Source organism: Mycobacterium sp. (genome assembly GCF_035623875.1).
Classification (GTDB): Bacteria; Actinomycetota; Actinomycetes; order Mycobacteriales; family Mycobacteriaceae; genus Mycobacterium.
The window spans coordinates 1-12,067 of sequence record NZ_DASPSP010000065.1 but is presented as its reverse complement, the minus strand read 5'-3'; the positions used below and the strand labels follow the sequence as shown (position 1 = coordinate 12,067).

Sequence of the window (12,067 nt, the reverse complement as noted above, 5' to 3'; positions counted from 1 at the left end):
GATGTGGAAACCGGTGGTATGTGCGGTGCAAGGTATGTGCACCGCGGGCGCGTTCTACTTCATCAACGAGTCCGATGTGGTCATCTGCTCGACGGATGCGACGTTTTTCGATTCCCATGTGTCGGCGGGGCTGGTCTGTGCGCTGGAGCCGATCGGGCTGATGCGCAAGATCGGCCTGGGTGAAACGTTGCGGATAGCCCTGATGGGCAACGACGAACGGGTCAGCGCCGACGCCGCTCTTCGGATCGGGTTGGTATCCGAAGTTGTCGCCGGCGAACAGTTGTGGACCCGGGCGCACGAGATCGCCGCAACGATTGCGGCCAAACCGCCGTCGGCGACCCAAGGCACCGTCAAAGCGATCTGGGAATCACTGGACAAGCCCTATCGGGCGGCGCTGGATCAGGGGCTGATCTACACCCGGCTAGGAAATCCGATCGGGACTGCCGAGCTGGCGGCACGCGGCGACGCTCCCCCGCCGGATCCGAGGATCCGGTGACGGCGCACCCGCTCAGCCGGCGCATCGCGGACGTTCTCGGTCTACAGCCCGACGCGCCTGCTCTGGAGTACGAGGGGCAATGGCTGTCGTGGGGCGAACTCGCCGAAATGGCCGACCGGATCCTCTCGCTTGTTGGTGATGGCAACCAACACCCGCAGATCGGGATCCTGTTGCGTAATCGCCCGGCCCAGGTGGCCACGCTGCTCGGCGTGCTGCAGAGCGGAGCAACAGTAGTTGTGATCAATCCGGCCCGCGGCGACGAGCGCACCAAAGCAGACGTCAACCAGCTGGGCCTGCCGTTGATCGTCGGCGAGCCCGCCGACGTGGCAATGCTGGGAAGGCTGTCTGCGACGACCGTGGTGTCGATTTCGGACGTCACCACCGAGCCGAAAGTGGTTGCGGCCGTGGAGGCCTGCTCCGATCGCGATGTGCGGCCCGGCGTCGCGGTGCGGATGTTGACCAGCGGAACGACCGGGCCGCCCAAACGGGTCGACCTCACATACGACATGCTCGCGCATAGCGTGATGGGTCCCGAAGGTGACCGGCCGTCGGCGCCGAGGGAGCTGCGTCGAGGCGTCGCGATCGTGAACTCGCCGCTGGTGCATATCGGCGGGGTGTTCCGGATCCTGCAATGTGTAGCCGAGGCGCGGCCGTTCGTGTTGCTGGAGCGATTCGAGCTCGACCGTTGGGCCGAAGCCGTGCGCACGCATCGGCCGCGCGCGGTATCGCTGGTACCGGCCGCGCTGCGGATGGTGCTGCATTCCAACCTGCGTCGGGATGATCTGGCGAGCATCCGTGCCGTCACTTCCGGTACCGCACCGCTGTCAGCTGAGGACGCCGACGCGTTCACCGAGAAATATGGAATCCCTGTTCTGACTTCCTATGCGGCAACGGAATTCGGTGGCGGCGTCGCGGGTTGGACGTTGCCTGACCACCAGAAGTATTGGCGAGTCAAACGCGGCAGCGTGGGACGCGCCAACCCCGGAACCCAACTGCGGGTGGTCCGCGACGACGGCACCCCGCTCGCGCCCGATCAAGTCGGGCTGCTCGAGGTCAAGCCGGGACAGCTGGGACCGGCGGCGAAGTGGATGCGCACCACCGACATGGCACGCATCGATGCCGACGGCTTCCTATGGATTATCGGCCGAGCCGATCAGGCGATCATCCGCGGCGGCTTCAAAGTGCTGCCCGACGACGTCCGCGCCACGTTGGAGAGCCATCCCGCGGTCGCAGGCGCAGCGGTGGTCGGGCGGCGCGACGAACGCCTCGGGGAGACGCCCGTCGCGATGGTGGAACTGCGAGAGCCGGCAGCTGTCGATGCCGGTGCACTCGCCGACTTTCTGCGGACGCGATTGGCGCGCTACGAGATTCCCACCGACATCGCCGTCGTCGCCGAACTCCCGAGAACGCCGTCAGGCAAGCCGGACCTGAGTGCGGTCCGGCGCTTCTTCAGCGGTGCCGTCTCCGCGGCCCAGGGCGACCATGCCGAGTGAGTCGCCAACCGTTGGCGAAATCCTGCGAGAGCAGGCGCACAGCAGAGGTGATCATCCGCTGCTGGTATGCGACACCGAACGCATCAGCTACGCCGAAGCCGACCGTCGCTCCGCGCAATTGGCTCGTGGGCTCATCGCTCTCGGCGCAGGCAAAGGCAGCCATCTCGGATTGCTCTACCCCAACGGCGTTGCGTTTGTCGTCGGCATGCTCGCAGCGGCGCGAATCGGCGCCGTCGTCGTCCCGTTTTCCACGTTCGCGACCACGCGAGAGCTACGCGAGCAACTGGTCGACAGCGACACCGAAATTCTTCTTGCTGCCGCATCCTACCGCTCACACGACTACGTGCAGCAGCTGACCGACGTGCTGTCCGGCTCGGATCTCGACGGAGACGATCGGCTATTCGACACCGCCGCACCGCAATTGCGCCACGTGATCTTCGATGTCGCACGCCTTCATCGCTTGGCCGAGACAGTCGATGAGCGGCTTTTGACGGCGATGGAAGACGATGTCGACGGGTCGGATCCGCTGACGATCATCTACACGTCAGGCACCACCAGCGCGCCCAAGGGGGTGCTGCACACGCACGCCGCGCTGCTCAACCACCAGAGGAATCTCGGCGCGATCCGAGGCCTGGCCGCCGACGACAAGCTTTTCTGCAACTCGCCGTTCTTCTGGATCGGAGGGTTCGGGTTTGCGTTGCTTGCCACGTTGATCGCCGGATCGACCTTGGTGTGCTCCAACGCCGAAGATGCGGGCCAGACGCTCGATCTGCTCGAGGCCGAAAGACCAACCGTCACCAATGGTTTCGCTGCGGGCATCGCGCACCTGGCGCGGCACCCCAGTTTTGACAGACGCGACCTGTCGTCAATGCGACGCGGCAACCTGTATCCGATCATGGCGCCCGAGGTACGGCCGGCAGATCCGGAGTTGCGGCACAACATGCTCGGATTGACCGAGGCCGGCAGCGTGGTCCTGATCAGCGGCGACGACAGCGACCAACCGGAACGTCGACGCGGATCGTTCGGCAAGCCTGCACCCGGCCTCGAAACCAAGGTCGTCGATCCCGAAACCGGCACATTGGTCGAAGACGGCGCACTCGGGGAGCTGTGCATCCGCGGACCCTGCCTGATGCAGCGGTACTACAAGCGCAGCCGAGAAGAATGTTTCGACGCCGAGGGCTGGTTCCACACCGGTGACCTGGTTGCCACGGACCGCGACGGATTCTTCTACTACATCCGCCGTCAGGGGTCGATGATCAAGACAGCGGGCGCGAACGTGTCGCCCGCCGAGGTGGAACAGGCGATCGCCAAGGTCACCGGCGGCGTCGTGGCACATGTGCTCGGCATCCCTGATGCCGAGCGTGGGCAGATCGTCGCAGCCGTCGTGGTGCTGGAAAGCGGCGCCCACCTCGACGAAACCAGGCTTCGGCGCAAGCTCGCGGCGGAACTCTCGGTGTACAAGATCCCGAGACGGTTCGCGGCAATACCGGCCGCGGAGGTTCCACTATTGGCCAGCGGCAAAGTCGACATGCGGCAACTGAAGCGGGTTTTCGATGCCTGAGACGATCGACCAGCTGACGAGGCTTCGCGCCGCCGAGCACGGGGCCAAGCCGATGGTGATCGACCCTGCCGGTCGGCTCAGCTACCACGAACTCGAATCAACCACACGTGATTTGGCGGCAGCGTTCATCGAAGCCGGGATCGGAAAAGGCACCCGGGTTGGGCTGATCATGCCTAACGGTGTCCGCTGGGTGCAGCTTGCGATCGCAGTCACTCGGATCGGCGCGGTGCTGGTTCCGTTGAGCACGCTGTTGCAGGCGCCGGAATTGGCGGCGCAATTGCAGACCGCCTCGGTGCAATTCCTGATCAGTGTGGAGGAATTCCGCGGCCACCGATACCTCAACGAGTTGCAACGCGCGCAGCTTCCGGCGTTGCGGGAAGTTTGGACCACCGACCGGTTATTGCAAGTAGTCGCAGGCGATGCGGCCAACCGTATCGTCGACGCGCTGGCCGCGACGGTGACACTCAACGACCCGATGGTCGTCATGTTCACGTCCGGCAGCAGCGGCACGCCTAAGGGCGTGGTGCACTCACACGGCAATGCGCTCGGCGCCGTAGCATCCGGTTTGGTCAGCCGTTGCATCGATTCCGAGACCCGCCTGTATCTGCCGATGCCGTTCTTCTGGGTGGGCGGCTTCGGCAGCGGCGTGCTATCCGCGCTGGTGGCCGGTGCGACCCTGGTCACCGAAGACATCCCTCGACCCGAGACGACACTGCGCCTGCTGGAGCGTGAGCGGGTGACGCTGTTTCGCGGCTGGCCCGATCAGGCCGAAGCCCTGGCGCGCCATCCGTACCGCGCCAAGGTGGATTTGTCGGCGCTGCGTCCCGGCAGTCTGGAAGCGCTGCTACCGCCCGAGCAACGCGGGACGCCCGGTGCCCGCGCAACACTGTTCGGCATGACCGAAGCTTTCGGCCCGTACTGCGGCTACCCGGCCGACACCGATATGCCGCGGTCCGCCCGGGGCAGCTGCGGCAAGCCCTTCCCCGGGGTGGAAGTGCGGATCACCGACCCCGACACCGGCGAGCCGATTCAGTCGGGAACCATTGGGATGATCGAACTTCGGGGACCGCACACCCTACGCGGGATATGCCGGCGCAGCCGCGAAGAATTGTTCACCGCCGACGGGTTCTACCCCACCGGCGACCTTGGCCGGCTCGACGACGACGGCTTCCTGTTCTACCACGGGCGATCCGACGATATGTTCAAAGTCAGCGGCGCCACCGTCTATCCCACCGAGGTCGAACAAGCACTGCGGGAAATCGACGGCGTCGACAACGCCTTCGTCACGAATGTGTCTGGGGCGCAGGGGGACCAAGTGGGCGCGGTGGTGGTGTGCGACCCTGCCGCGAACACCGTCGAGCGGCTCCGTGGATCTGCCCGCAAGCTGCTGAGCTCGTTCAAGGTGCCGACGAAGTGGGTGCTGGTCGACTCCGATGACACGATTCCGCGCGGTGCGACCGGCAAGGTCGATGCCGGTCGGCTGCGCGAGTTACTCGGCGAGGTAAACCGCTCGAGCTGATTTCGAAGCCTCACGAGCCCAGTGCTCTGGTGAGCAGCGCGGTGAGACGCTTCTGCTCGCCAGGACTCAACTGACTGGTCAACGGTTTGATCCGGTCGCCGATCGCTGCCGTCACCTCGGGCACCAGACTGCGGGCCTGCTTGGTGAGGCTGACTCGCACCGAGCGGCCGTCGCGAGGGTCGGCGGTCCTGACGACCAGCCCACGCTGGGCTGCCCGGTCGATGAGTCCGCTGACTGTGGAGCGTTCCAGGCCGGTAAACGTCGCCAGGTCGGCCATCGTCGGCTCACGATCACGCAGAATGCCCAGCATCCGGAGCTGCGTCAGCGATAGATCGTGTTCGGCAGCAACCTCCGTGAGCGCCGCCATCAGTGCAAAAGATACCTGCACCAACGCATCTCGTAGATCGTCGAGCTGGTCCTGGCCGGGTCTGCGGTCGGAAGCCATAGCCGACACAATATCTCAGATATTTCGTATTGCCAACTATATTAGTTCTTACTACCATCTATCTCCAGACGACAAGGAGAGGAGAATCGTGATGAAAGCTGCAGTTGTGCGGGCGTTCGACGAGCCACCGCGCTATGAAGAGTTCCCCGACCCGGTCGCCGCGCAAGACGACCAACTGGTTGTCGACGTCGTCGCCGCGGCATTGCATCCGCGGGTGCGTTCCCAGGCGAATGGATCGCACTACACCAGCACCGGCGACCTTCCGCTGGTACCGGGCATCGACGCGGTGGTTCGCGACGCGAAAGGCAAGCTTTACTACGCCCTTCTGGACGACACCACGCTGGGCACCATGGCTCAACGCACGATCATTGAAAAGGACCGCAGCGTAGCGTTGCCCAAAAATGCCGACCCGGTGACGGTCGCAGCCGCGATCAACCCCGTGATGTCCTCCTGGGTCGCGCTGCGGCGCCGTATCGACTTCAAGCGCGGGTCGAGTGTGCTGATCCTCGGCGCAACGGGCAGCGCCGGACGCATGGCGATACAGGTCGCCAAACGGTTCGGCGCCAAGGAAGTCATCGGCGCCGGCCGCAATCCCAGGCGGTTCAAGGAACTCACGGCGCTCGGCGCCGACCGTGTGCTCACCCTCGACCAACTCAACCAGGCCGGCGATGTCGACGTGGTCATCGACTACGTGTGGGGCGAACCCACCGCCAAAGGCATGGTCGACCTCATCACGCACCGACGCGACCGCGGCAAAGACCTGACCTGGATCCAAATCGGCTCGATGGCCGGACCGAGCGCCGAAATCCTCTCCGCCGCACTACGATCCAGCCGCGCACAGCTCGTCGGCAGCGGCATCGGCTCAGTATCCGGCCACGACTTCCGCAAAGAAATCCCCCAGATCGCCAAAGCCGTCACCGGGGGAGCCTTCGACGTCCGCACTCAAACGATCCAGCTGAGCGACGTCGCCACCGCATGGACACAACCGCTCGACAGCGACAATCGCATCGTCTTTCTGCCGTGACCGGTTAGCCGCGGACTGGGCGGTACGAACTGTCACCCGATTCGACCACCCCGTGCTCGGTAAGATGCTCGATGAGCGGCGCCGCACCGGCGGCCAAGTGCTCCGACATGGCTTTGCGGGCCAGCTCGCTGTCACGTTTGGCCAGCGCCGCCAACACCAGGCGATGGTCTTTTATCGACTGGTGTGGCCAGCCGGCGATGGTGGGGAACACGGATTCCGGTGCGTAGCGGGTGATCTGCGACATCAACTGAGCCAGCTTTGGCGACTCGGCCGCGACGTTGATGGCCCGGTGGAACTCGTGATTGAGACGAACTGTTCGCTCGTCGTCACCACCGGCATAGGCTTCCTCCAGCTGGGCCTGGATCTCCTTGAGCTCGCGCAGCTGGTCGTCGTCGATGTTGGTCGCGGCTCGCGCGGCGAGTTCGCCGCCGACGTGCGCCTGCACGTTGGCCACGTCAGTGAGATCTCGTCCGGTCACCGGCAGCACCACGAATCCGCGACGCGGCTGCTGAGCAAGCAGCCCCTCGGCCCGGAGTTCGAACAGCGCCTCACGCACCGGCGTGACGCTGATTCCTAACTCCGCGGCCAACTGGTCCAGGCGGACGTACTCACCCGCCGAGTAAGTGCCATCGAAAATCCGCTTACGGACAAAGCGCGCAACGTCTTCCGAGAGTTGCGGACGCGCGGCGAAATCCGGGACGCTCACGGTCAAATCCGATACTCGGCGAGCAGCCGCTTGCTGATGATGGACTTCTGTATCTCGCTGGTCCCCTCGCCGATGAGCAAAAACGGGGCATCGCGCATCAGCCGTTCGATTTCATACTCCTTGGAGTATCCGTAGCCGCCGTGGATTCGAAAGCTCTGCTGGGTGACCTCTGAGCAGAATTCGCTGGCGAGGTACTTCGCCATGCCCGCGGCGACGTCGTTACGCTCGCCGGAATCCTTCAGCCGGGCCGCGTTGACCATCATCAGATGCGCAGCTTCGACTTTTGTTGCCATCTCTGCAATTTGGAAAGCGATGGCCTGGTGTTCGGCGATCGGCTTGCCGAAGGTGCGGCGCTGCTGGGCGTAGCGCACGGCGAGCTCGAAAGCGCGAACGGCCACTCCGCACGCCCTGGCCGACACGTTGACTCGTCCGACCTCGATGCCGTCCATCATCTGGTAAAAACCCTGGCCCGGGGTTCCGCCCAGGATGTCGTCAGCGCTGGCCACGTATCCGTCGAAGATGAGTTCGGTGGTGTCAATGCCCTTGTAGCCCAACTTGTCGATCTTGCCGGGTATCAGCAGGCCGGGTGCCACCTCGCCGAATCCGGTCGGCTTCTCGATGAGAAATGCGGTCAGATTGCGGTGCGGTGATTCCGCGCCCTCGTCGGTACGAACCAACGCTGCCACCAAGGTGGAGCTACCGCCATTGGTCAGCCACATCTTCTGGCCGTTGATGGTGTAGCTGCCGTCGGTGTTGAGTGCGGCGCGGGTGCGGATGGCGGCCACGTCGGAACCCAACTCCGGCTCGGACATTGAGAACGCGCCGCGGACCTCGCCAATTGCCATGCGCGGCAACAGGCGCTGCTTCTGCTCGTCGGTGCCGTGCTGGCGCAGCATGTAGGCGACGATGAAGTGGGTATTGAGCACTCCCGAGATGCTCATCCAGCCGCGGGCCAATTGTTCGACGCACAAGGCGTAGGTCAGCAGCGACTCACCCACTCCGCCGTACTCTTGCGGGATCATCAGGCCGAACAGGCCCATCTCCCGCATCTGATCGACGATGGCTTGCGGATACGTGTCGGTGCGTTCGAGCTCCGGCGCGTTGGGAATGACTTCCTTCTCGACGAATTGCCTTACCGTGGCGATGATCTCGGTTTGGAATTCGGTGAGGCCGAGCGTCTCGGCGAGTTTGGTCATGCGGCGCCCATCTCCTTACTCAGCAGGCGATCGTCTTAGCACTGGTCAGTCGCGTCACATCGGCTGCGCTCAATCCCAGTCGCGCGGTGAGCACGTCGGCGGTGTCGCCGCCGAGTCTTGGCGCCGGTTCGCTCGCGAGATAGCCACCGTCGAAGACGGTCGGCATCGCCGGCGCGAGATAGTCGCCGAGGCCGTCTTGGTGCAGCCGGGAAAACAGCGGATTCGCGGTCACCCGTTCGTCTTCGGCGACCTGCGCGAAAGTCCGGTAACGCTCGAACAAGACGCTGGTGGCCGACAGCGCCTCGCTGATCTGCTCGGCGGTGTGGTCGGCGAACCAGGTCGCGAATAGACCGCTGAGCACGTCGCGGTAGCGATAGCGCTCGCCCTCGTCGCTGAAGTCGGCGCCGAGCGACTCGGCAAGGGCCGAGACGGCGGCACCAGTCCCCGATACCTCGACAAGGTCGTGAAAGTGACGTTTCGTCAGAGTGACGACCATGAACGCGACGCCGTCGCGACTGGTGAAATCCTGACCATACTGACCGTAGATCGCGTTGCCGAGGCGTTGGCGTTCGGTGCCGTTCACCTGGGGCTCGGTCAACCATCCCAGATTGCCTGCGGTGGCCAGCGCGACGTCTTCCAACGCGATACTGATTTTGGCGCCGACGCCGGACTGGTCGCGGCGCCGCACCGCGGCCACAACGGCGACCGCGGCATACAGGCCACAGCACACATCCCAGGCCGGCAGGACATGATTGATCGGGCCGGCCTGGTTCGCCGGCCCGGTGACCAATGGAAATCCGGTCGCCGCGTTGACCGTGTAGTCCACTCCGGTGGAACCATCGTGCCGGCCGAGCAACTGGACGTGGATCACGTCGGCGCGTATCGCGGCGAGCCGTTCGAACGACAACCAAGACAAGCCCGCAGCGTTGGTCACCACGACACCGTCACTCTCGATGATCAGCCGCTGGACCAGCTCCTGCCCTTCCGGTGAACGTAAATCGATAGTGGCGGAACGTTTTCCCTTGTTGAGGCCGGTCCAGTAAATCGATGTCCCGCCTGCGGCCAGCGGCCAGCGACGAACATCCGATGCGCCACCGATCGGGTCGACGCGTATCACCTCGGCACCCAGTTGGCTCAACGTCATGCCACACAACGGTGCCGCGACGAAGCTGGACACTTCGACGACGGTGAGGTCGGCCAGCGGCATGGTCACGGCGAACCAACCCGTTCGAAGACCGCGGCAAGGCCTTGTCCGCCGCCAATACACATGGTTTCCAGCCCGTAGCGCGCGTCCCGCCGATACAGCTCGCGAGCTAGCGTGGCCAGCATCCGGCCGCCGGTGGCACCGACCGGATGACCCAGCGATATGCCCGACCCGTGCACGTTCGTCCGTTCCCGGTCGCCGGCGCCAAAACGCCACTCCCGCATCACGGCAAGAGCCTGCGCGGCGAACGCCTCGTTGAGCTCGATGACGTCGATGTCGCTCAACTGCAAGCCCGCCTTGGCCAATGCGACATCGGTGGCGGGTACCGGGCCGATGCCCATCACGTTGGGCGCCACGGCCGCGACACCCCACGACACCAACCGGACCAGCGGCGTCAGACCGAATTCGTCGGCCTTCTCCGGCGTCGTCACCAGACACATCGACGCCGCATCGTTTTGTCCGCTGGCATTTCCCGCGGTTACGGTTGCCTCTGGATCATGCTCCAGCAGAACAGGTTTGAGCTTGCCCAGCGATTCCACCGTGGTGTCGGAGCGCGGATGTTCGTCGGTGTCGATCAGCTCTTCGCCTTTCCGGCTGCGCACCGCAACCGGAATGATCTCCTCGGCCAGGATGCCGTCCTTCTGCGCGGCCACCGCCCGCTGGTGCGACGCCACCGCGAGTTCGTCCTGCTCTTGCCGGGAGATGTTGTACTGCCGCCGCAGATTTTCTGCGGTCTCCAACATCCCGCCGGGCACCGGGTAGTGACGGCCGCCCGCGGTGGTACGTCCGCGGGCGAGCCCGTCGTGCACCTGCACACCACCGCGGGCACCGCCCCAGCGCATATCGGTGGAGTAAAAGGTGACGTTGCTCATGCTTTCCGCACCACCGGCGACGACGACATCATTGTCGCCGGCGCTGACCTGCAGACACGCCTGGATGACAGCCTGTAGACCCGAGCCGCAGCGGCGGTCGACCTGCATGCCGGGCACCGTCACTGGCAGCCCGGCGTCGAGTGCGACGACGCGCCCGATCGCCGGCGCCTCGCTGCTGGGGTAACAGTGCCCGAGGATAACGTCCTGCACCGATTCGGGCGGAATGCCGGTTCGATGGAGCAGCCCAGTGAGCGCGGCGACGCCGAGGTCGACAGCCGTCTGCGACTTAAACATTCCGCCGTAGCGGCCGATCGGTGTCCGAACCGGCTCGCAGATAACAGCTTCGCGCGTGCTCACATGAATCTCCCGCCGGTCACTTCGAGCACCGTCCCGGTCATGTACGACGACAGATCCGAGGCCAGGAACAACGCCACGTTCGCAACCTCGCTGGGCTCACCGGCCCGACCCATCGGCACCTCGGCGACTTTTTCATCCCAAATGCGTTGCGGCATCGCCTCGGTCATCGCCGATCGGATCAGGCCGGGGGCAATCGCGTTCACCCGCACGCCCAGGTGCGCCAGTTCCTTGGCGGCGGCCTTGGTCATGCCCACAATCCCGGCCTTGGCCGCCGAGTAGTTGGTCTGGCCGACCAAGCCGACCTTTCCGGACAGCGACGACATGTTCACGATCGCGCCGCGTTTGTTGTCCCGCATGATCGCCGCCGCCTTGCGAAGCCCGTTCCAGGTCCCCTTCAGATGCACCGCGATGACCTGATCGAACTGCTCCTCGGTCATCTTGCGCATCGTCGCGTCGCGGGTGATCCCAGCATTGTTGACCATGATGTCCAGCGCGCCGAACCGGTCGACGGCGGCCGCGACCAGCCCGTCGACGTCGGCCGCGGCAGTCACGTCGCAGCGCACCGCGAGAGCGGCGGCATCGCCGCCGAGTTGCGCCGCCGCAGACTCGGTTGCCTCCAGATTCACGTCGCCGAGGACAACTCGTGCCCCTTCGGCAACGAACCGCTCCGCGATCGCGAAACCCAGACCCTGGGCACCGCCAGTGACTACCGCGGTTTGACCCTTCAGCAACGACACCTGATCACCGTCCTCCATCTACACCCCGAACCTGGGACATCATCGCACATCATATTTCATATATGATCAGCGGGCCTCGACCCCAGGGCTCCCCCAGCTGCATGCTCGGAAGGAAGGTAGATCGATGACCGCTGCCGCCGTCGACGCCGACAGTTTTCAGCAGATCCTCGCGCAGACCCGGCAGTTCGTCCGCGCCGTCGTCGTCCCGCGGGAACAGGAGATCCTGGCCACCGACCGAGTGCCAGATGATCTCCGGAACCAAGCCAAAGCTATGGGCTTGTTCGGGTATGCCATCCCCCAGGAATGGGGCGGACTCGGGCTCGACATCACCCAAGACGTCGAGCTGGCGATGGAGCTGGGCTACACCTCGCTTGCGCTTCGCTCGATGTTCGGCACCAACAACGGCATCGCCGGTCAAGTCCTGGTCGGATTCGGCACCGACGAGCAGAAGGCCACC

General features: G+C 64.7%; 12 protein-coding genes. 6 read left to right on the top strand and 6 right to left on the bottom strand.

Annotated elements, in window-relative coordinates:
• The 4 genes from VEI45_RS05725 to VEI45_RS05710 form a co-directional block, all read left to right on the top strand.
• A partial coding sequence (locus tag VEI45_RS05725; RefSeq protein ID WP_324850990.1) for an enoyl-CoA hydratase/isomerase family protein occupies positions 1-496 on the top strand: 496 nt, incomplete at its 5' end.
• Positions 493-1,989, top strand: coding sequence for a class I adenylate-forming enzyme family protein (locus VEI45_RS05720; RefSeq protein ID WP_324850988.1), 1,497 nt, complete (start codon positions 493-495; stop codon positions 1,987-1,989). The genes VEI45_RS05725 and VEI45_RS05720, both read left to right, overlap by 4 nt.
• A complete protein-coding gene (locus VEI45_RS05715; RefSeq protein ID WP_324850986.1) occupies positions 1,979-3,550 on the top strand; it encodes a class I adenylate-forming enzyme family protein in 1,572 nt (523 codons plus the stop codon). Before VEI45_RS05720 ends, VEI45_RS05715 begins: the two co-directional genes overlap by 11 nt.
• Positions 3,543-5,069, top strand: coding sequence for a class I adenylate-forming enzyme family protein (locus VEI45_RS05710; RefSeq protein WP_324850984.1), 1,527 nt, complete (start codon positions 3,543-3,545; stop codon positions 5,067-5,069). The genes VEI45_RS05715 and VEI45_RS05710 overlap by 8 nt, the downstream gene beginning before the upstream one ends.
• Before the next feature lie 10 nt (positions 5,070-5,079).
• Here the strand turns inward: VEI45_RS05710 and VEI45_RS05705 are convergent, their stop codons facing one another.
• Positions 5,080-5,514, bottom strand: a complete 435-nt coding sequence (locus VEI45_RS05705; protein WP_324850982.1) for a MarR family transcriptional regulator — start codon at positions 5,512-5,514, stop codon at positions 5,080-5,082.
• Positions 5,515-5,605: 91 nt separating this feature from the next.
• On the opposite strand from VEI45_RS05705, the gene VEI45_RS05700 reads away from it, so the two are divergent.
• Complete coding sequence (locus tag VEI45_RS05700) at positions 5,606-6,538, top strand: zinc-binding alcohol dehydrogenase family protein (protein WP_324850980.1); 933 nt, start codon at positions 5,606-5,608, stop codon at positions 6,536-6,538.
• A gap of 4 nt (positions 6,539-6,542) precedes the next feature.
• Here the strand turns inward: VEI45_RS05700 and VEI45_RS05695 are convergent, their stop codons facing one another.
• From VEI45_RS05695 to fabG, 5 genes are read right to left on the bottom strand one after another with little or no spacing between them, the layout of a single operon-like run.
• On the bottom strand, positions 6,543-7,244 hold the full coding sequence (locus VEI45_RS05695) for a GntR family transcriptional regulator (protein ID WP_324850978.1): 702 nt from the start codon (positions 7,242-7,244) through the stop codon (positions 6,543-6,545).
• A 2-nt stretch (positions 7,245-7,246) separates the two neighbouring features.
• A complete protein-coding gene (locus tag VEI45_RS05690) occupies positions 7,247-8,440 on the bottom strand; it encodes an acyl-CoA dehydrogenase family protein (protein ID WP_324850976.1) in 1,194 nt (397 codons plus the stop codon).
• Between the two features lie 19 nt (positions 8,441-8,459).
• Positions 8,460-9,647, bottom strand: coding sequence for a CoA transferase (locus VEI45_RS05685; protein ID WP_324850992.1), 1,188 nt, complete (start codon positions 9,645-9,647; stop codon positions 8,460-8,462).
• Positions 9,648-9,649: 2 nt separating this feature from the next.
• Complete coding sequence (locus VEI45_RS05680) at positions 9,650-10,873, bottom strand: acetyl-CoA C-acetyltransferase (RefSeq protein WP_324850974.1); 1,224 nt, start codon at positions 10,871-10,873, stop codon at positions 9,650-9,652.
• A complete protein-coding gene (gene fabG / locus VEI45_RS05675; RefSeq protein ID WP_324850972.1) occupies positions 10,870-11,628 on the bottom strand; it encodes a 3-oxoacyl-ACP reductase FabG in 759 nt (252 codons plus the stop codon). The genes VEI45_RS05680 and fabG overlap by 4 nt, the downstream gene beginning before the upstream one ends.
• A gap of 106 nt (positions 11,629-11,734) precedes the next feature.
• Here fabG and VEI45_RS05670 point away from each other — a divergent pair.
• The coding region (locus tag VEI45_RS05670; protein ID WP_324850970.1) for an acyl-CoA dehydrogenase family protein at positions 11,735-12,067 on the top strand (333 nt) is incomplete at its 3' end.

Excerpts from the sequence above, each read along its gene's own strand:
- VEI45_RS05705 (WP_324850982.1), bottom strand. The coding sequence starts at position 5,514 with ATGGCTTCCGACCGCAGACCCGGCCAGGACCAGCTCGACGATCTACGA.
- fabG (WP_324850972.1), bottom strand. The coding sequence starts at position 11,628 with ATGGAGGACGGTGATCAGGTGTCGTTGCTGAAGGGTCAAACCGCGGTA.
- VEI45_RS05690 (WP_324850976.1), bottom strand. The coding sequence starts at position 8,440 with ATGACCAAACTCGCCGAGACGCTCGGCCTCACCGAATTCCAAACCGAG.
- VEI45_RS05685 (WP_324850992.1), bottom strand. The coding sequence starts at position 9,647 with ATGCCGCTGGCCGACCTCACCGTCGTCGAAGTGTCCAGCTTCGTCGCG.
- VEI45_RS05715 (WP_324850986.1), top strand. The coding sequence starts at position 1,979 with ATGCCGAGTGAGTCGCCAACCGTTGGCGAAATCCTGCGAGAGCAGGCG.
- VEI45_RS05710 (WP_324850984.1), top strand. The coding sequence starts at position 3,543 with ATGCCTGAGACGATCGACCAGCTGACGAGGCTTCGCGCCGCCGAGCAC.
- VEI45_RS05700 (WP_324850980.1), top strand. The coding sequence starts at position 5,606 with ATGAAAGCTGCAGTTGTGCGGGCGTTCGACGAGCCACCGCGCTATGAA.